The following is an 18,819-nucleotide window of genomic DNA, read 5'->3' on the forward strand; positions in this document are numbered from 1 at the left end:
GAAAACCTATCCAAACCTTAATTTTTTATTTCAGAATCAAACTCGCCACAATAGGACTAATAAAGACATATAGAATCCCTGTCACAGCAATTGAGAGACCACCCATGGCACCGGCAACCTGACCATATCTGAAGGCAGTTCCTGTACCTACAGCGTGTCCGGTTCCACCTAGTGAAAGTCCGATAGCGACTGGGTCTTTAATCCCAATCATTTTTAGAAAGACAGGACCTAAGACAGAGGTTAAGATACCCGTAATAACAACTACAACCAATGTTACCGTCGTAATCCCCTGCATTTTTTCCGAAATTCCCACAGCCATGGCAGTCGTTACAGACTTAGGAAAGAGCGAAATAGCCAAAAAATAATCCATTCCAAAAAGCTTAGCAATCAAGGCCGTGTAAGTCGTATTTAGAACACAAGCAACCGTTGATCCAATTAGAATACTCTTATAGTGATGGCGCATGAGGTGTAGATTTTTATAAAAAGGAACTGCTAGCGCGACTGTTGAAGGAATAATCAAACTGTTAAGATAAGAGCCACCGACATAGTAATCCTTGTAGGAAATTCCTGTATAGTGCAAAATGACGATAATCAGGGCAGTCGATACAAGAAGAGGCGTCGTCAAAGGATTAGGGAAACGGCGATAAATCAATAGCCCTAATGTGTAAGCTAGTACAGAAAGTGTTAGCCCAAACAAGGGTGTGTTAAAAAAATTAGCCACGTTTAACCTCCTCGTAATCACCTTCAAAATGTTTTTTGATGAAACCGACGACTACTGCAATCACTACAATATTAAGAACCAAGGCTCCCATAATAATCAAAATAATAGGGACAATATTCGCTGAAATAGCATTCCAACGTTCCATAATACCGACACCTGCTGGCAAAAATAGAATAGTCATATTGGCAATTAAAAATTCTGCCACAGCATGTATATGACGTAGACGAATCCACTTAAGCTGGAGAGCAATCAGAAGCAAGAATAAGCCAATAATGCTTCCAGGAATAGGTAATTTGAAGAATGTTGACAGAGCTTCACCAATAACGGCAAACAAACAAATCAACATGAATTGAACGTAGTATTTCACAACTTGCCTCCTAGGTTTAATCACCTATTAGTCTACTCCTTTTTTTTTGAATTTCAAGAGTTTTCAGTAAGTTCTTTTGAAATATTGAGATCCATAAATCAGCCCATTTGAACATAAAAAAATCCAACCCGAAGGCTGGACTCTATCACAGATGCCACCACCGAGAATTGAACTCGGAACGGAGCATTACCATTGCTCTATTATACCATTTAACTATAGCGGCAACTGTTTTAATCTTACCATACTTCTATTTACTGTGGCAAGATTTTTTGCTTATTTTTTATAAATTTAAGTCTTGATAAGGCGTACGGTAACCAACCTGTAAAACCTTACCATCTTTAATCAAGATAGGACGTTTAATCAACATACCATCTGAAGCTAAGAGTTCAACAGCTTCATCAAGAGATAGCGTTGGTAGCTTATCCTTTAATCCTAGAGATCGGTAGGATTGTCCACTCGTATTAAAGAATTTCTTAAGCTCTAAATCTGACCCTGCCAAAAGCTCTTTTAAAAACTGAGCCGAAGGTGGGTTTTCCTTAATATTAATAGATTTAACATCTAAACCTAATTGATTGAGTTCCGCCTTTGCCTTACGACAAGTGCTACATTTGGGATATTCATAAAAAGTGTACATGTTTTTCTCCTTTTTTCTAGCATAAGCTATCTCTCTGGGACTGTCAAACCTGATGTCTTCTAAACGCAATAGAAAACACTTGGCTTCTTCTCCTGCTGCATAATTACCTATCTGTCCACTGCTAGGTAAGACACGATGACAAGGGACCAGAATCAACCAAGGATTTTTACCAACAGCGGTTCCCACAGCCTGTGCGGATTTGCAGGAGATTTGCTGGCTAATCTGTCCATAGCTAATAGTCCGTCCATAAGGTATCTCCCCTAAAACTGACCAGACTTTTTGTTGAAAATCTGTCCCCCTATCAGCTAGAGGGAGGATATCTGGACTTGGATTATCCCCCTTAAAATAAGCCTCTAACCAATTCTTGGTTATTTTCAAGATAGAATTTGAGGTGTCTACTAGCTCCTCTTCCTTGATCCCTGCCTGAAAATGCTTTTGCCCTTCCAACCAAACACCATAAAGCGCTTGGTCACTTGCCACCAAGCACAAGCGTCCAATAGGAGATAAATAATACTGACGATAAAGCATGTCTTTATTATAACAAAAAAGACAGGAATCTCTTGTTCCTGCCAGTTTAACTCTTATTTTTTGCCTTTAATCAAACGCACACGAACGATATTGTCGCTAGCCTCAAACTTAGCAACCAATTCATCAATCTTAGACTTGTCTGTTTCATCAAGGTCAAGAAGTGTATAGGCATAGTCTCCCTTAGAACGGTTGATGATATTATCAATATTGATATTAAAATCAGAAACCGCTGTAGAGATACGAGCCACAATATTAGGCACGTTTTTATTAATCAAGGTGATACGGTATGGAGCACTCAAGGCCTGTTGCACACGTGGGAAGTTAACAGAGTTAACAATTTCACCTGTTTCCATAAAGCGACGGATAGTTTGACCTGCCATAATCGCACAGTTAAGTTCTGCTTCACCTGTTGAACCACCAACGTGTGGGAAGACTGTTACATTAGGTTTGTTAAGTAGGTCTTCTGTACCAAAGTCAGTGATATAACGTTTAACCACACCTGTTTCCAAAGCATCAAAGAGAGCATCATTATCTACCAACTCTGCACGGGCAAAGTTAATGATAGTTGTGCCTTTTTGCATGAGATTGAAGGCATCCGCATTGAAAGTCCCCTTCGTATCAGGTGTCAATGGGACGTGAACAGTGATGTAGTCACAGTTTTCAAAAATCTCTTTAAGATCAGAAACACGTTTTACATGGTGAGAGATATTCCAGGCAGCTTCAATAGAAACATATGGGTCGTAACCATAGACCTTCATTCCCAAACGGTAAGCATAATTGGCAATACGTGCACCAATCGCACCAAGCCCGATAACACCCAATGTCTTACCAGTAATCTCGCTACCTGCAAACTGTTTCTTACCTGCTTCAATTTGTTTAGGAACATCATCACCACTAAGTGTGTTAACCCAAGCATTGGCCGCAATATAGTCACGTGCTGAGAGTAAGATAGAGGCCAAAACAGCTTCTTTAACAGCGTTAGCATTGGCACCTGGAGTATTGAAGACAACAATTCCTTTTTCAGTTGCTTCGTCAACTGGGATATTGTTAGTACCTGCACCAGCACGCGCAATAGCTTTCAAGTTGTCAGGAAAAACAGTGTCATGGAGATTTTGACTACGAATGATATAGGCATCCGGATTTTTCGCTAAATCACCATCAATTTGGAAATGATTTCCAAGTTCCTTCAAACCAATCTGGTTAATATTGTTATACGTTTTTACACTAAATACCATAATTATATTCCTCTTAAATCAATGTATCCCGTGGTGAGCTGCTTCATCAAGTTCTTGATAAAAGGCCTTCTCTCGCTTAGTTTTGATTTTCTGATAAGCAAGACGTTCACCATCAATAGGAACCTTGCCACAATAGACATAGCCAAGCTTCTCCAAAATATGCTGCATGACAGTATTCTTTTCATGCGTATCGCAACGGAAATCATGAGCATCAGTCCCCTCATTAAGACCTTGAATGAAGGTTTGAGCAATACCCTGGCCCGAAAATTCACTTAAAACGGCGATTCTATGAAAAGTAATGTAGCGCTTATTGTGGTGTTTCCAGTCCCCGTCATAGATTTTGTCGTAAGCAGGGTCTCCATCAACAATCACCGCAGCATAAGAAACGATTTGACCATCAACAATTCCTACATAGGCCTGCCCATTAAGGACATCGTCAAAGATAGTTTCTTCAGTAGGGTAACCATCAGCTCCTTGCCATTGGGTACTCCCCGCTTCTGCTAAAGCAGTTCTAGCACTCTCAATCACAGTCATGATAGCCCCAATTTCATTTGGGAAGGCTTGTCTAATTTCCATCTCTTTACCTAATTATTTATTTTCGGCTTCAAATTTCTTCATAAAGTCAATCAAGTCAAGTACACCCTGACGTGGGAAAGCGTTATAGACACTAGCACGCATACCACCTACTGAACGGTGTCCTTTGATATTCTTGAAACCAAGAGCATCTGCTTCTGCTACAAATTTAGCATCCAACTCTTTACTTGGTGTTACAAATGGGATGTTGCAGACAGAACGATCCTTGGCATCTTTGACAGGATTTGTGTAGAAATCAGATGATTCAATGTAGTCGTAGAGAAGACCTGATTTCTCACGTTGAATTTCAGCCATCTTGTCCACGCCACCGATTTCATTTTTAACCCAGTCAAAGACGAGTTTTGAAATATAGATGTTGAAACATGGTGGTGTATTGTAAAGTGATCCTGCTTCAGCTTGAATACGGTAATCCAACATGGCAGACAATTGTGGTTGGTCATTAAGGAAGTCTTCACGAACGATAACCACTGTCACCCCAGCAGGTCCAATATTTTTCTGAGCGCCAGCATAGATGAGGGCAAAGTCCTCAACATTGTAACGAGCAGCCAAAATATTTGAAGACATATCAGCTACAATTGGCACACCATTAGTATCAGGCAAATCGTAGATAGATGTTCCTTCAATGGTATTGTTCGTTGTCAAGTGAACATAAGCAGCTTCTGGATCAATTGTTGCTGGGTCAAAACTTGGGATATGATCGTAAACAGTTTCTTCTGAAGAGGCCAAAAGAATTGGTTCAAAAGGAATGGTTTTTGAAAGTTTAACAGCTTCTGTGTAAGCTTTTTTACCCCATGAACCACCTACAAGGTAGTAAGCTTTCTTACCTTGAGCGAGGTTAAGTGGGACCATTGTAAATTGTGTTGAAGCGCCACCTTGCAAGAAAATAACCTTATAGTTATCTGGAATGGCCATAAGCTCACGAAGTGTCGCTTCCGCATCTTTAACGATTTTGTCAAATTCTGGAGAACGGTGGGACATTTCTAGCACGGACATACCGGAATCTTGATAGTTAAGCAATTCAGCTTGGGCTTTTTCAAGCACTGGTTTTGGTAATGTAGCAGGTCCTGCTGAGAAATTATAAATTGTCATAAAGACACCTCCAAAATTTTAATGGTCCTATTATAGCGAATTTTCTGAATATTGTAAAGTGTTAACAGTAAAAAACGAACGGGATTAACCGCTCGCCTCAAAAAAGTTAGCTATTTTATGTATATTTTGATCAGTAATTGATTTTAGTATCCGTTTATTTTTGCTTAAGAAAATAGGATGCCCCAATTAGATTAGCTCCATTATGATGATGACAAGCAACAATCTTGGGACGTTTAATAATTTTACCGATAAAGTCAATCTCATGGTGAACCTTATCAAACTGGCGGTTGACCTCCTCGATAAGTATCGGCTGGGCTGAAATACCACCTCCAATAACAAAGGTTTCCATATCAAAGATAGTTTGAAGATTCAAAATGGTAATGGCTAGGTTACGGCAATAGCTTTCAAAAAGCGGATAGACTGTTTTATCTCCTTCATTTATGGCCTTAAATGCGGCTAAACCATCCTTTAAATCTGAGTTACCTAGCACTTCATTTACCTTGGTAATTAAACCGACAGCCGACAAAGTCATGCCTCGCATCAATGAAGGATCAACTTTTTCCATTTGAACTGGTAACAGAAAGGTCAACTCACCCGCTTGAAAATGACTTCCTTGAAAAAGTTTACCATTAATAATAAATCCACCACCTAGACCTGAACCCAAAACAAGAGCTGCACCATTGGCCACTCCTTGCAAATGACCTGTAGCTAGCTCTGCCAAGGCCGCTGCTTTACCATCATTAAGAGCCATCACAGGCAGATGGTACTTGGCTTCGAGGACCTCTTTAATACGAAAGCCGTGGAAGAACCTCAATAAGCCACCATGATAAATCACACCTTCCTCAGTATCAACCGTCCCTGGAACACTAATTGCTATACCTGATAAGTCTACTTCAACTGAAGTAACTATCTGATCAATCACGTCAATAGCTTGTTCTAAGTTTTGTGGGGATGACTGCGTCGGCAGACTCTTTTCAATGGCGAACTGCTCCGAAACAAGTGCTGACTTCACCTGTGTTCCCCCAAAATCAATCGCTAAAATCGTCATAAGCATCCTCCACAGATTGTTTTTCGTCATTATAACACAAAAGAGCAAAAACTAGAAAAAACGGTTCCAAAATGCTATCATAAACTTACAGAATTAGATAAAAGGAGTTATCTCACATGACTAAATTTCTACACACTTGTGTCCGTGTCAAGGACCTAGAAGCCTCACTTAAATTCTATAAAGAAGCTCTTGGTTTCAAAGAAGCTCGTCGCAATGATTTTCCAGAATATAAGTTCACCCTTGTCTACTTGCAACTCGAAGATGATCCTGATTACGAGTTGGAATTAACCTACAACTACGACCATGAAGCTTATGATCTCGGAGATGGATACGGGCATATCGCCGTTGGTGTTGATGACCTAGAAGCTACACACCAAGCTCACAAAGAGGCTGGCTATACTGTCACAGACCTCTCAGGTCTTCCTGGTAAACCAAAAATGTACTACTTTATCACTGATCCAGATGGCTATAAGATTGAAGTTATTCGTTTGACGCAATTCCTAGAAAAATAAAACAAAAAAAGTCAGATTGTATAGATCTGGCTTCTTTTTGTGCTTAATTTTTATTATCTGTCTTTAAGGCTGACAAAATTTGGGTACGAATATCATCCACACCGTTTGGATTATTTGGTAGGAATAAGGTTTGATTGCCTTTAGCCGCAAAAGTATTAAGGGTATCTAGATATTGGTTAGTCAAGAGAATAGACATAATCTGCTCTTCAGACATACCCACATTGGCCTCTTTAAGTTCTGCGATTGATTCAGCCAATCCATCAACGATAGCCTTACGTTGTTGGGCAATACCGACCCCGTGAAGACGATCTTTTTCAGCTTCGGCTTCGGCTGCTGTGACAATCTTAATCTTATCAGCTTCTGCCAATTCTTGAGCTGCGACACGCTTACGTTGAGCAGCATTGATTTCGTTCATAGACTGTTTAACTTCAGCATCTGGTTCAACTTTGGTAATCAAAGTCTTAACAATGATATACCCATAAGTTGTCATTTCTTCAGCCACTTGGTGTTGAACCTCAAGGGCAATTTCATCCTTCTTCTCAAAGAGCTCATCAAGTGTCAATTTAGGAACTGATGAACGGAGAGCATCCTCAATGTATGATTTAATTTGAGCTTCTGGACGCATGAGTTTATAGTAAGCATCTGTAACATTTTGCTCATTAACACGATATTGAGTGGCCACATTCATCATGACAAAGACATTGTCCTTTGTCTTAGTCTCAACCACAATCTCACTTTGAAGCAAACGTAGTTGAATACGAGCGGCAATTTTATCGATACCAAATGGTAAACGCATATGAATCCCACTCGTTGCAATTTTTTGATAACGTCCAAAACGTTCAACGATAGCCACTGACTGTTGACGTACAACGTAAAGCATACTAATGAGAATTCCCAAAATAATCAGGAAGGAAAACAGTAAAAAAAGAAGTGCTGCTTGCATGTTAAGTCCTCCAAAATAAACATTAAAAATTTCTTTGCTTTATTATAGCACAGCAATACAATTTTTCAAGAAAAATAGTATGGCTCATTTGAAATAGTGTAAAAGAGACACTTTCTTTATCGCTTATGTGTTAGCACTCCTGAAAACTTGGAAACTCCTGTTAGTCGAGAAATTTGTTCGCAATAGGTGAGACTTTTCGATGTAAGAAAAAGGCTGAAACGATTGCGTTTCAGCCTCTTAGTATTTTCGAAAATAAAATCGTTGGAAGAATCATTCTAGATGGCATCTAAAACTCAAATCTCAAAAGACTTATTTACGATACATCTTGACTTGAAGGTAAATATCGTTATAGATTCCTAGCCATTTTTGTCCCAAGTTGTTATAGACTTCAAGGTTTTTAATGGTTGATTCTGATGGATAAAAGGCCTTATCATCAGTGATACTCTTTGGAAGCAAGGCTTTAGCTGCTTGGTTAGGTGTGGCATAACCAATATATTCAGCATTTTGGGCTGCATTTTCCGGTTTAAGCATGAAGTTGATAAAGGCATAAGCCTCTTTTTCATGCTTTACAGTCTTAGGAATCACCAGATTATCAAACCAAAGATTTGAGCCTTCAGATGGGACAACATAACGTAGGTCCTCATTTTTATCAAGCATCTCACTAGCTTCCCCTGAGAAGGTTACTCCAATGGCCGCATCACCTTGAACCATGTAGCCCTTCATCTCGTCACCAACAATAGCCTTGATATTTGGTGTTAGACTATTAAGTTTAGTTTCAGCCAAACGTAATTCAGTCATGTTCTTCGTATTCAAGCTATATCCCAGGCTATTGAGTGAGAAACCAAGGACTTCACGCGCACCATCAACTAGCATAATCTGGTTTTTGTAATCTGGTGACCAAAGATCATCCCAGTGCTGTGGTGCTTTTTTCACCAATTTTGTATTATAAACAATACCGACAGTTCCCCAGAAATAAGGGATGGAATAGTCATTGTGAGGGTCAAAACTAAGTCCTTTAAAGCTTGGGCCAATCTGGTCAAAACCTTTGATTTTAGATTTATCCAACTTCACCAAAAGGTCTTCCTTAACCATTTTATCAATGGTATAGTCTGACGGCACAGCGATATCGTAGGTTGTTCCGCCCTGCTTAATCTTGGTATACATGGCTTCATTGGAATCAAAGGTTTCGTACTGAACCTTGATGCCCGTTTCTTTTGTAAACTTGGTCAGGAGGTCTGGGTCAATATAATCACCCCAGTTATAGATAACTAATTTGTCCGACACATTTCCTGTACGACTCTGCATGTAGGCAGAGATGCCCCAAAGGAAGAAGATAATGGCTAAGATACCTGCCAGAAATTGATAGAGTCTACGCATCCTGCTCCTCCTTCTCCTTGGTAATCGCATAATAACCTATCACTAAAAGAATAGAGAATAGGAAAACAACGGTTGACAAGGCATTGATTTCCAGAGAAATCCCCTTACGTGCACGTGAGTAAATTTCCACAGCAAGTGTTGAAAAACCATTTCCCGTTACAAAGAAGGTTACTGCAAAGTCATCCAATGAATAGGTAAAGGCCATGAAATAACCAGCAATAATACCAGGTGTCAAGTATGGCAACATAACCTCACGTAACATCTGCCATTGAGTTGCACCTAGGTCATAAGCGGCATTCACCATATCTCGATTCATTTCCTTGAGACGTGGCAACACCATGAGAACCACAATTGGGATTGAAAAAGCAATGTGACTCAATAAGACAGATACAAAGCCTAATTGGAAACCAATCAAGGTGAAGAGAATCAAGAAACTAGCACCAATCATGACGTCCGGTGCAACCATGAGCACGTTATTTAGGGATAAAATCCCAGTCTGTTGCTTTTGTTTACTCTCATAGATAAAGATAGACCCAAAGGTACCAATAATCGTTGCTAGAAGAGCGCTAAGGAAAGCTAAAAAGAAGGTTTGAGTCAGAATTAACATAAGACGGCTATCTGAAAACATGCTCTGGTAGTTATCCAGAGTAAAACCTGTGAAACTATTCATATCGCCACCACTGTTGAAAGAGTAGGCGATTAAATAAAAGATTGGCAGGTAAAGGATAACAAAGACAAGAGCTAAATAGAGATTTGCAAATTTTTTCATTGACGTCTCTCCTTTGTTAACCACATTGTCGCAATCATAGCAGCAATAAGAACAACACCAATGGTTGCCCCCATTCCCCAGTTTTGTGTCGTGAGGAAATGCTGTTCGATGGCTGTCCCTAGGGTGATAACTCGGTTACCACCAATCAAGCGTGTCAGCATAAAGAGGCTGAGACTAGGAATGAAGACCGACTGGACACCAGAGCGTACCCCATTAAGCGATAAGGGAAAAATAACCTTGGTAAAGGTCTGCCAATCATTGGCTCCCAAATCTTTACTTGCATTCACAATATTTTCATCCAAATCATCCAGTGCATTGAAAATCGGTAGAATCATAAAGGGAATTTCAATGTAACTAGCTACGAAAATAAAGGAGAAATCCGTAAAGAGGATTTGCATGGGTGCAATCCCAAAGAAACCGAGAAAGGCATTGATACCGCCTTGTTGACCAAAAATCCCCATAAAAGCATAGGCTTTCAGAAGGAGATTGACCCAGGTTGGCAAAATGACCAACATCAACCAAAGTTGCTTATGCTTCAGTCTGGTTAAAAGATATGCCGTCGGATAAGAGATAATAAGCGTTACCAGAGTAATGATGGCTGCATAAAGAACCGAGTTAAAACTCATCCTTAAGTAAGTCCAACTGGAAAAGAAGGTGCCATAATTATCCAAAGTAAAGTTGCCACTGATATCAAAGAAAGACTGATAGAGTAGCATGAGCACTGGAGCAACCACGAAGAGTAGGAGCCAAAGGAGGTAAGGTACCGAGAAGAGGCTAGCTGTTTTCTTCATAGCGCTCCTCCTCAATGGCATTAATCAAGCCATCTTCATGTTCTTCCACTTCCACATATTCTTCAATACGTGCATCGAACTCTTCTTCTGTCTCATTAAGACGCATGATATGAATATCCTCAGGCGTAAAATCAAGACCGATAATCTCACCCTCAATCGCCTTACGGGTTGAATGAATCATCCATTCATTGCCAAGATTGTCATAGGCAATGATTTCATAGTGGACCCCACGGAAGAGCTGAGTTTCCACGCGAACTTGCAATTTGCCTTCCTCAGGAAGTGTAATCTGCAAATCTTCAGGACGAATAACCACTTCGACAGGTTCGTTAGGACGCATTCCTCCATCGACAGATTCAAAACGTTTCCCATTGAACTCAACCAAATAGTCCTCAATCATAACACCTGGTAGGATGTTAGATTCTCCAATAAAGGTTGCAACGAAGTGATTAATCGGTTCATCATAGATATCAACCGGAGTTCCTGATTGAACAATTTCACCATCATTCATAACAAAAATCCAGTCCGACATGGCCAAGGCCTCTTCCTGATCATGAGTGACAAAGACAAAAGTAATCCCTAAACGTTGTTGCAATTCGCGCAACTCGTATTGCATTTCAGTACGTAGTTTCAAATCCAGTGCTGACAAAGGCTCATCCAAAAGGACTACACGGGGTTGGTTAATAATCGCACGAGCAATAGCCACACGTTGACGTTGACCACCTGATAATTTTTGAATCGAGCGCTTTTGATAACCATTTAGTTGAACCATCTTTAAGGCTTCTTCTACACGCTCTTCAATTTCCTTTTTAGGCACCTTTTTCAATTTAAGAGCAAAAGCCACATTGTCAAAGACATTCATATGTGGAAAGAGAGCATAAGATTGGAAAACGGTGTGAACATCCCTTTTATTGATAGGAATATCATTGATACGTTTTCCATCCAAAAGGACGTCACCACTGGTCGCATCTAATAGACCTGCAATGATGTTCAAAATCGTTGATTTACCAGAACCAGAAGCCCCAAGAAGGGTATAGAACTTACCTTCTTCTAGTTCAAAGTTGATGTCTTTTAAAACTTGTGTGCCACTGTCTTCAAACACTTTTGAGACATTTCGAAAGGCAATAATCGGATTAGTCAATTGTCATAAATCCTCCATGGATAGCAAATATAGGGATAGGGTTTTATTAGTTTAATTCGTCGCCAATGATACGTACTTCAGGCTCTAGTGTAACACCTGAATTTTCCTTAACCTTAGCTATAACGTCTGAAATAAGGTCTTCATAGTCTTTTGCTGTTCCTTGATCAACATTAACCATGAAACCAGCGTGCTTAGTTGACACCTCAACACCCCCGATACGATGTCCCTTGAGGTTGGCTTCCATAATCAGCTGACCAGCAAAATGACCTGGTGGGCGTTTAAAGACCGAACCACATGAAGGGTATTCAAGAGGTTGTTTAAGTTCTCGCAAATGATTGAGACGATTCATCTCATTCTTGATTTGCTCGTAGTCTCCTGGTTTGAGGTTAAATTTAGCTGAAATAACCACTTCACCTGTTTCTTGGAGCACCGAACGACGATAACCAAAACGCATATCTCTTGCATCAATCGTACGAATATCACCGTCTTTTGTAAGAACCTGAGTAGAAACCAAGATATGAGCAATCTCACCACCATAGGCACCCGCATTCATAAAGACGGCACCACCAACACTACCTGGAATCCCCGCTGCAAATTCAAAACCTGTCAAACTTTGGAAACGAGCCACCTTGGTTGTCGCAATCAAATTAGCCCCCGCTTCAGCTTCAATTTGATAACCATTAACTGCAATACCATTAAGTCTGTCAAACATAATCACAAACCCTCTGATACCACCGTCACGGACAATCAAATTACTGGCATTACCGAGCACCATCCAAGGAATGTCATGCTTATTAGCAAATTTGACAATACGAGAGAGTTCATAGCGGTTACGTGGAAAGGCCAAATAATCCGCTGGACCACCAACCTTGGTATATGTATAACGTTTTAAGGGTTCGTCGAAACGAATATCAATTCCCACTAAATCTTCTTTAAGTTCATCTAACATGTTATTTTCCATACTTTTTCTATACATTTATTTCTTTGTAGGTATCGTGATAGACTTCCCCATATTACTATCACTACCTAAAAATGAGTTAGTATTTTTCCCTAAAAATAAAAAGAAAAATACAGCAAAAAGCCAAGATTAATTATAGCAAAAAATCCCCATCTTGACGACAAGGAATTTCACGCAAAGCTAGTCCATAACTTCCAATTTGCGGACATCACTAGTGTCTAATTGACTCAAATATTTTTTGTAGGCTTGACCAGTTTTAGGGTCAACCAAGTCATCTGCTATTTCTATCAAGGGAACCAAAACAAAAGCTCTCTGACTCATATAAGGATGGGGCACTTTAAGGTGCTCAGTCTCCCAGATTTCCTGCCCATATAGAAGAATATCAATATCTACTGTCCGAGGCCCCCAATGCTCATGACGAACGCGATCAAGGTCTTTTTCAATCTGCTGACATGACCTTAGTAAGGTTTCAGCTGGCAACTGAGTCTCTAAGACCAAGGCAAGGTTCAAAAAATCAGCCTGCTCTGTTAATCCCCAAGCAGCCGTCTCATAATAGGAAGATACTGCTTTAACCTCTGTCTCAGGTAAGTCATTCAAGGCCTCCACAGCTTTTTGGAGATAGTCCTGACGATCACCCATATTAGATCCCAAACTCAAATAAACTCTTGTCATCGGCTACGCTCCAATTCAATTCCAACACTTCTATAGTGCCCATTAATTGGTGGATTTTCTTTAGTAATTCGAATTTTAATAGATTGGATTGGCACAAATTGATCAAACAAGTCCTCACAAATCGCACCCGCCAAACGCTCAATTAAAATGTACTTTTTATCTTCCACTTGTTTTTGCACGGCTTCGAAAACCAAACCATAGTGAACCGTATCATCTAGATTGTCACTCTGTGAAGCCCTGATCAAATCAACAGCCAATTCCAAATCAACCACAAAAATTTGCCCTAGGGTCTGCTCCTCAGCAAAAGCCCCGTGATAACCATAAAAACGGCAACCATTTAAAATAATTTTATCCATAGTTTCTCCTTAAGACACTATACTCTTCCTTATTCTAACACAAAACAGTTGAAAAGTTGGTCTCTAATTAGTATGATATTTTAGACAGATCTGAAGTTAGTGCATTTACACTTTATGCAATCGATTGCATAAATCTTCTGATTTGGTAAAATATAGGCACAGGAGCTAAAAAGAGACTCCTGAATTATAAGCAAGACTATCTCAACTAATAAGGAAAAAAACTATGACAAATCAAACCGCAATGCAATATTTTGAATGGTATCTCCCAAGTGACGGTCAACACTGGAACAATTTGGCTGAAGATGCCCAACATTTAGCAGACCTAGGCATCAGCCACGTTTGGATGCCACCCGCTTTTAAAGCTACAAACAAAGATGATGTTGGTTACGGAGTCTATGACCTCTTTGACCTTGGAGAATTCGACCAAAAAGGAACAGTCCGCACCAAATACGGCCTCAAAGAAGAATATCTCAATGCTATCAACCAACTCAAAGAAGTTGGCATTGTACCTATGGCCGACGTTGTGCTTAATCACAAGGCGGCAGCAGATAAACTTGAGACCTTCGAAGTGGTCGAAGTTGACCCAGAAGACCGTACCCAAGAGATCAGCGAACCATTTGAAATCGAAGGCTGGACACATTTCACCTTTGACGGACGTAATAAAGCCTACAACGATTTTGAATGGCACTGGTACCACTTTAACGGAACCGACTTCGATGCCAAACGTAATAAAAGTGGTATCTATCTTATCCAAGGTGACAACAAAGGCTGGGCAGACAACGACTTGGTTGACAACGAAAATGGTAACTTCGACTACCTTATGTATGCCAACCTAGACTATAAACACCCTGAAGTTATTGAAAATATTTACGAATGGGCAGACTGGTTCGTTGAAACAACAGGCGTTCAAGGGTTCCGAATGGATGCCGTTAAGCACATTGATTCTTTCTTTATGCGTAATTTTATTCGCGATGTCAAAGAAAAACAAGGTCAGGATTTCTATGTCTTTGGTGAATTTTGGAATGGTAACGAGGAGGATAACAATACCTATCTTGAAAAGATTGAAAAACGTTTTGACCTTGTCGATGTTTCCCTCCACAACAATCTACACAACGCTAGCACAGCGGGAGCTGATTATGATTTAACAACAATTTTCGATCATTCCTTGGTCAAAAATCATCCTGAACATGCCGTGACCTTCGTAGACAACCACGACACTCAACGCGGACAAGCTCTAGAATCCACTGTTGAAGAATGGTTTAAACCAGCTGCTTACGCTCTCATCCTTCTCCGTGAAGACGGTCTTCCTTGCCTATTTTATGGTGACTACTATGGTATTGAGGGTGAATTTGCCCAAGAAAATTTCCAAGAGAGCCTAGATATCTTGCTCTACGCTCGTAAAGACCTAGCTTACGGTGAGCAAACAGACTACTTTGATGATCCAAACTGTATCGGGTGGACACGCTCTGGCAACGAAGATGGGGCTCCATTAGCTGTAACGATTTCTAATGATGCTGCTAACAGCAAGTCTATGGAAATTGGTAGTGATTGGGCTGGACAAGCCTTCTATGACATTCTTGGAAACTGCTCTGATACTGTAACCATTGACGAAGACGGATGGGGAGACTTCCCGGTTTCTGAAAAATCTGTCAGCGTTTGGACAATTCAAGACTAAGAAAAAAAGCTCAGTACAAACTGAGCTTTTTTTAGTATCATAAAATTCCTGAAATAGTCTTAACGATATCACGATTGGCATCAACATTATGCACACGGACAATCTGACATCCTTTGGTAACAGCATAGCCAGATAAAGCAGCTGTCCCCTGGTCGCGATCCTTAGCTTGGGTATTTCCACCTAGTAGGTAGTCCACAACTCGCTTACGAGAAATTCCAAAAAGAACAGGATAGCCCAAGGAAACGACCTTGTCCAAGCCTTTTAGCAGGTCAATATTGTGTTGGACATTTTTAGCAAATCCAAAACCTGGATCAATCCAGATATTGTCCTTGGCCACACCTGCTTCCAATGCAGCCTGGGCACGTTGACTGAGGAATGTACAGACATCTTCTGTGACATCATTGTATACTTCTTCTTTTTGATTATGCATAAGGATAATCGGCACATTCTTTTCAGCTGCTAAAGCTAACATCTGACCATCATAAAGTCCAGCCCAGACGTCATTTAGAATATCTGCACCTGCTTCAAGAGCAGCTCTAGCAGTGGCTGTCTTATAGGTATCAATACTGATGAGCACATCATATTTTGCCTTGATAGCCTGAATAACTGGAACGATACGAGCAACCTCTTCTTCCTCAGTCACAAATTCTGCCCCTGGTCTTGTAGATTCGCCACCGACATCGATAATAGCAGCCCCCTGGGCAATCATGCGCTCAACCTGAGCCAAGGCATCCTCTACTGTGTCAAAATCACCACCATCTGAGAAAGAATCAGGGGTGACATTCAAGATTCCCATAATACAGGCCTTACCTGCAATCTCATGTTTACCGATAAACATCTTAACTCCTAAAAATCACGCATCAATGAAAGAATTTCCTTGCGTTCTTCACGGTCTTCTTTATAAAGGCCCTTAGCGACAGTTGTGATTGTCTTACTTCCTGGTTTCTTAATGCCTCGCATAGTCATGCACATGTGCTCTGCTTCAACCATGACAAAAACTCCTCGAGGATTCAGAGCTTCTTCAAGGGCTGTAGCGACTTGATCTGTAAGACGTTCTTGCAACTGCGGACGACGAGCAGCTACTTCAACCGCACGCGCTAATTTGGAAAGTCCTGTCACCTTGTCTCCACTCGGCAAATAAGCCACATGGGCCTTACCATAAAATGGAACCAAATGGTGCTCACACATAGAGTAAAAAGGAATATCCTTGACAAGGACAACTTCGTCATGAACTTCTGAAAAGACAGCTGTAAATTGATCCTTAGGATCTTCATTTAGACCTGAAAACATTTCAGCATACATCTTAGCCACACGTTTTGGTGTATCCAAAAGTCCCTCACGCTCAGGATTTTCACCTAGAGCTTCCAATAGTTGATAGACTGCTTGTTCTACTTTTTCTTGATTTGCCATAATTTCCTCTTGCAACGTTATAATACTATCTATTATACCTTATTTTGCTGGATTTTTCTTGCAAAAAATAAGATTTCCTAGCTACCTAAATCTCAAAAAAAGCGAAGACCACCTTTCATATAGAGGTTATCTTCGCTTATATTATTTAGTCTTTCAAGTGGTAAGAATAAGATGAAACCACAATATTCTCACGCCATTTGAGATAATATTTCAATCGTAAACTCATTTGGTTGTGAAGCATGGTTTGCCATGATTTTTTAGGTACAAACTGAGGAATCATGACTGTCAGAGTCGCATTATCCTTCTCAGCTTGAGTGGCGACCTCGTCCACATACTGAATGGTTGACTGAGTGATTGAGCTATATGGTGATTGGATATGAACCATCTCAATTTCAGGGAAATATTTTTTAAACTCTTGTTCAGTTTCCTTGTCCTTGTTCTCTGTATCCTTAGTAGATACATGCATGGCGATAACCTTGTCACCAATAGAACGTGCATAGGAAATAGCTCCGATATTAGCCTTGGTAACATTCCCAACAAGGATAAGAACAATATTTCCTTGATAATGGTGTTCTTCTACCGCTCCATCAATACGCAACTGTTGAGCAACACCATTATAGTGTTTTTTAATCTTAAGGAACATCCACATCAAGATTGCAATAATCGGGAAGAATGGCCAGATATCTCCTAAACGGAAAAGGAAGAGAATGAGAACGATAGCATAACAAATGAGGGCACCTAAGATATTTGCTAAAGAGTGTTTCCAGAATCCCTTACCATATTCACGAATCCAATGGACAACCATCCCCGTTTGAGAAAGAGCAAATGGAATAAATACACCGATGGTGTAAAGCGGAATCAACCGTTCCGTATTTCCTCGGAAAATAAACAAAAGGGTAATGGCACCAATTGCAAGTGTCAAGATTCCATTAGAGTATCCCATACGTGCACCTTTTTCAAGATACATGTGAGGCATGTATTTATTTTTCGCCATATTAAAGGACAACATCGGAAAGGCTGAAAAACCTGTGTTAGCTGCCACTGCAAGAATCATAGCAGTAGAGAATTGGAAAATGTAAAATAGAATACTACCAATCCATGATTGACCAAGAATTTCTCTAGCCATTTGTGACAAGATAGTTACTCCTGCATGAGGTGTAATACCTGTCCACCAGTTGAGGAAGGTAATTCCCGCAAACATAGCCCCCAAAATGCTAGACATGATAAAGAGGGTTGAAGCTGCATTTTTGGCCTTAGGTTTTTGAAAGAAAGGCACCGCATTAGAGATGGCTTCTACCCCTGTCAATGAGGCAGAACCTGAAGTAAAGGCCCTTAAAATAAGAATCAATGACACACCTGTAATGGGTTGTCCTAAATGTGCTGTGGCTGCGTAAGGCATATGACCAGTTAAAATTTGAAAGAAACCAAATCCCAATAAGAACAGCGTCGAAACAATGAAAAGATAAACCGGTATCATCAAAGATTTTGCCGATTCACGCATTCCCCTAAGATTCATAACCATCAAAACAAGCACCAAAATCATTGATATCTCAAGATTGAAAGGATGAAGGAAGGGAAGGGCTGAAGTAATGGCATCTGCACCTGAGGCCACTGAAACAGCAACTGTCAACATGTAATCGACCAAAAGACTGCCACCAGCTATCAAGCCAAACTTAGGAGACAGATTTTCCGTCGTTACCATATAGGCACCACCACCTTGAGGATAGGCCTTGATAACCTGTCTATAAGAGATGGTAAGGCTGGCCAAAAGGACGAGAACCAAAAGCCCAATAGGGATTGACCACCAAATAGCCGCACTAGATACAGCTGTCAGAACCAAGACGACTTGCTCTGGACCATAGGCGATAGATGAGAGCGCATCACTCGACAACATGGCCAAGGCCTGAATCTTGGACAATAAGTGTTCATCACCACTATCATCATGAGTTAAAGGTTCACCGATTAAAATGTTTTTCAGACGTTGAAACATTGCGATCTCCTT

At 40.4% G+C, this 18,819-nt stretch carries 20 protein-coding genes, 1 tRNA gene and 1 pseudogene; 2 read left to right on the forward strand and 20 right to left on the reverse strand.

The genetic code is table 11. The features are described 5' to 3' along the window. Positions 1-25: 25 nt before the first annotated feature. From H7T98_RS03795 to H7T98_RS03835, 9 genes and pseudogenes are all read right to left on the reverse strand, one after another. Positions 26-721 carry an LrgB family protein gene (locus H7T98_RS03795; RefSeq protein WP_037598330.1) on the reverse strand — a complete coding sequence of 232 codons (696 nt, stop codon included), beginning with the start codon at positions 719-721 and terminating at the stop codon, positions 26-28. Next, a complete protein-coding gene (locus H7T98_RS03800) occupies positions 714-1,088 on the reverse strand; it encodes a CidA/LrgA family protein (RefSeq protein ID WP_037598332.1) in 375 nt (124 codons plus the stop codon). The genes H7T98_RS03795 and H7T98_RS03800 overlap by 8 nt, the downstream gene beginning before the upstream one ends. Positions 1,089-1,240: 152 nt before the next feature. Further along, positions 1,241-1,311: transfer RNA gene (locus tag H7T98_RS03805), tRNA-Thr, on the reverse strand. Positions 1,312-1,368: 57 nt separating this feature from the next. Continuing rightward, the gene (locus H7T98_RS03810; RefSeq protein WP_037598335.1) at positions 1,369-1,722 is read right to left on the reverse strand and encodes an arsenate reductase family protein; all 354 of its coding nucleotides are present in this window, start codon (positions 1,720-1,722) and stop codon (positions 1,369-1,371) included. Positions 1,723-1,764: 42 nt separating this feature from the next. Further along, a pseudogene (locus H7T98_RS03815) lies at positions 1,765-2,250 on the reverse strand (methylated-DNA--[protein]-cysteine S-methyltransferase); the annotation flags it as partial. A 53-nt stretch (positions 2,251-2,303) separates the two neighbouring features. After that, on the reverse strand, positions 2,304-3,485 hold the full coding sequence (locus H7T98_RS03820; protein ID WP_195918073.1) for a 3-phosphoglycerate dehydrogenase family protein: 1,182 nt from the start codon (positions 3,483-3,485) through the stop codon (positions 2,304-2,306). An 18-nt stretch (positions 3,486-3,503) separates the two neighbouring features. Beyond that, positions 3,504-4,061 carry a GNAT family N-acetyltransferase gene (locus tag H7T98_RS03825; RefSeq protein WP_195918074.1) on the reverse strand — a complete coding sequence of 186 codons (558 nt, stop codon included), beginning with the start codon at positions 4,059-4,061 and terminating at the stop codon, positions 3,504-3,506. A gap of 12 nt (positions 4,062-4,073) precedes the next feature. Next, on the reverse strand, positions 4,074-5,168 hold the full coding sequence (gene serC / locus H7T98_RS03830) for a 3-phosphoserine/phosphohydroxythreonine transaminase (protein ID WP_014632766.1): 1,095 nt from the start codon (positions 5,166-5,168) through the stop codon (positions 4,074-4,076). A gap of 154 nt (positions 5,169-5,322) precedes the next feature. Continuing rightward, positions 5,323-6,216, reverse strand: a complete 894-nt coding sequence (locus H7T98_RS03835) for an ROK family protein (protein WP_201061319.1) — start codon at positions 6,214-6,216, stop codon at positions 5,323-5,325. Between the two features lie 116 nt (positions 6,217-6,332). Between H7T98_RS03835 and H7T98_RS03840 the strand changes: the two genes are divergently transcribed. Next, positions 6,333-6,728, forward strand: coding sequence for a VOC family protein (locus H7T98_RS03840; RefSeq protein WP_002884456.1), 396 nt, complete (start codon positions 6,333-6,335; stop codon positions 6,726-6,728). A gap of 43 nt (positions 6,729-6,771) precedes the next feature. Here H7T98_RS03840 and H7T98_RS03845 read toward each other — a convergent pair whose 3' ends face one another. From H7T98_RS03845 to folB, 8 genes are all read right to left on the reverse strand, one after another. Continuing rightward, positions 6,772-7,671, reverse strand: a complete 900-nt coding sequence (locus H7T98_RS03845) for an SPFH domain-containing protein (protein ID WP_004183097.1) — start codon at positions 7,669-7,671, stop codon at positions 6,772-6,774. A 309-nt stretch (positions 7,672-7,980) separates the two neighbouring features. Further along, positions 7,981-9,048 carry an ABC transporter substrate-binding protein gene (locus H7T98_RS03850; RefSeq protein ID WP_049545453.1) on the reverse strand — a complete coding sequence of 356 codons (1,068 nt, stop codon included), beginning with the start codon at positions 9,046-9,048 and terminating at the stop codon, positions 7,981-7,983. Continuing rightward, on the reverse strand, positions 9,041-9,817 hold the full coding sequence (locus tag H7T98_RS03855) for an ABC transporter permease (RefSeq protein WP_022496811.1): 777 nt from the start codon (positions 9,815-9,817) through the stop codon (positions 9,041-9,043). Before H7T98_RS03855 ends, H7T98_RS03850 begins: the two co-directional genes overlap by 8 nt. Continuing rightward, positions 9,814-10,608, reverse strand: coding sequence for an ABC transporter permease (locus tag H7T98_RS03860; protein ID WP_021143764.1), 795 nt, complete (start codon positions 10,606-10,608; stop codon positions 9,814-9,816). The genes H7T98_RS03855 and H7T98_RS03860 overlap by 4 nt, the downstream gene beginning before the upstream one ends. Further along, a complete protein-coding gene (locus H7T98_RS03865) occupies positions 10,592-11,746 on the reverse strand; it encodes an ABC transporter ATP-binding protein (protein ID WP_002884517.1) in 1,155 nt (384 codons plus the stop codon). Before H7T98_RS03865 ends, H7T98_RS03860 begins: the two co-directional genes overlap by 17 nt. A gap of 46 nt (positions 11,747-11,792) precedes the next feature. Then, the gene (gene murB, locus H7T98_RS03870) at positions 11,793-12,695 is read right to left on the reverse strand and encodes a UDP-N-acetylmuramate dehydrogenase (RefSeq protein WP_049545452.1); all 903 of its coding nucleotides are present in this window, start codon (positions 12,693-12,695) and stop codon (positions 11,793-11,795) included. Between the two features lie 189 nt (positions 12,696-12,884). After that, positions 12,885-13,376 carry a 2-amino-4-hydroxy-6-hydroxymethyldihydropteridine diphosphokinase gene (folK, locus tag H7T98_RS03875; RefSeq protein WP_049545451.1) on the reverse strand — a complete coding sequence of 164 codons (492 nt, stop codon included), beginning with the start codon at positions 13,374-13,376 and terminating at the stop codon, positions 12,885-12,887. Continuing rightward, positions 13,373-13,732 (reverse strand): dihydroneopterin aldolase, encoded by a 360-nt coding sequence (gene folB, locus H7T98_RS03880; protein WP_201061321.1) that lies wholly within the window; start codon positions 13,730-13,732, stop codon positions 13,373-13,375. Before folB ends, folK begins: the two co-directional genes overlap by 4 nt. Before the next feature lie 223 nt (positions 13,733-13,955). Here folB and H7T98_RS03885 point away from each other — a divergent pair, with 223 nt between their 5' ends. Then, a complete protein-coding gene (locus H7T98_RS03885; RefSeq protein ID WP_201061323.1) occupies positions 13,956-15,407 on the forward strand; it encodes an alpha-amylase in 1,452 nt (483 codons plus the stop codon). A gap of 37 nt (positions 15,408-15,444) precedes the next feature. On the opposite strand, the gene folP is transcribed toward H7T98_RS03885, so the two are convergent. The 3 genes from folP to H7T98_RS03900 form a co-directional block, all read right to left on the reverse strand. Next, positions 15,445-16,245: a dihydropteroate synthase gene (gene folP / locus H7T98_RS03890; protein ID WP_201061325.1), complete on the reverse strand. Its 801-nt coding sequence runs from the start codon at positions 16,243-16,245 to the stop codon at positions 15,445-15,447. A gap of 8 nt (positions 16,246-16,253) precedes the next feature. Then, entirely contained in the window at positions 16,254-16,817 is a 564-nt protein-coding gene (folE, locus tag H7T98_RS03895) for a GTP cyclohydrolase I FolE (protein WP_002884345.1), read from the reverse strand. Positions 16,818-16,962: 145 nt separating this feature from the next. Further along, complete coding sequence (locus H7T98_RS03900) at positions 16,963-18,807, reverse strand: APC family permease (protein ID WP_002891530.1); 1,845 nt, start codon at positions 18,805-18,807, stop codon at positions 16,963-16,965. Positions 18,808-18,819: the final 12 nt, after the last annotated feature.

This window comes from Streptococcus sp. 23.2, from assembly GCF_016648665.1.
Lineage (GTDB): Bacteria > Bacillota > Bacilli > Lactobacillales > Streptococcaceae > Streptococcus > Streptococcus salivarius_E.

Coding starts and splice junctions, on each gene's coding strand:
- H7T98_RS03860 (WP_021143764.1), bottom strand. CDS start 10,608: ATGAAGAAAACAGCTAGCCTCTTCTCGGTACCTTACCTCCTTTGGCTC.
- folK (WP_049545451.1), bottom strand. CDS start 13,376: ATGACAAGAGTTTATTTGAGTTTGGGATCTAATATGGGTGATCGTCAG.
- folE (WP_002884345.1), bottom strand. CDS start 16,817: ATGGCAAATCAAGAAAAAGTAGAACAAGCAGTCTATCAACTATTGGAA.
- H7T98_RS03855 (WP_022496811.1), bottom strand. CDS start 9,817: ATGAAAAAATTTGCAAATCTCTATTTAGCTCTTGTCTTTGTTATCCTT.
- murB (WP_049545452.1), bottom strand. CDS start 12,695: ATGTTAGATGAACTTAAAGAAGATTTAGTGGGAATTGATATTCGTTTC.
- H7T98_RS03840 (WP_002884456.1), top strand. CDS start 6,333: ATGACTAAATTTCTACACACTTGTGTCCGTGTCAAGGACCTAGAAGCC.
- H7T98_RS03810 (WP_037598335.1), bottom strand. CDS start 1,722: ATGTACACTTTTTATGAATATCCCAAATGTAGCACTTGTCGTAAGGCA.
- H7T98_RS03835 (WP_201061319.1), bottom strand. CDS start 6,216: ATGACGATTTTAGCGATTGATTTTGGGGGAACACAGGTGAAGTCAGCA.
- H7T98_RS03850 (WP_049545453.1), bottom strand. CDS start 9,048: ATGCGTAGACTCTATCAATTTCTGGCAGGTATCTTAGCCATTATCTTC.
- H7T98_RS03825 (WP_195918074.1), bottom strand. CDS start 4,061: ATGGAAATTAGACAAGCCTTCCCAAATGAAATTGGGGCTATCATGACT.
- H7T98_RS03820 (WP_195918073.1), bottom strand. CDS start 3,485: ATGGTATTTAGTGTAAAAACGTATAACAATATTAACCAGATTGGTTTG.
- folB (WP_201061321.1), bottom strand. CDS start 13,732: ATGGATAAAATTATTTTAAATGGTTGCCGTTTTTATGGTTATCACGGG.
- H7T98_RS03900 (WP_002891530.1), bottom strand. CDS start 18,807: ATGTTTCAACGTCTGAAAAACATTTTAATCGGTGAACCTTTAACTCAT.
- serC (WP_014632766.1), bottom strand. CDS start 5,168: ATGACAATTTATAATTTCTCAGCAGGACCTGCTACATTACCAAAACCA.
- H7T98_RS03885 (WP_201061323.1), top strand. CDS start 13,956: ATGACAAATCAAACCGCAATGCAATATTTTGAATGGTATCTCCCAAGT.
- folP (WP_201061325.1), bottom strand. CDS start 16,245: ATGTTTATCGGTAAACATGAGATTGCAGGTAAGGCCTGTATTATGGGA.
- H7T98_RS03845 (WP_004183097.1), bottom strand. CDS start 7,671: ATGCAAGCAGCACTTCTTTTTTTACTGTTTTCCTTCCTGATTATTTTG.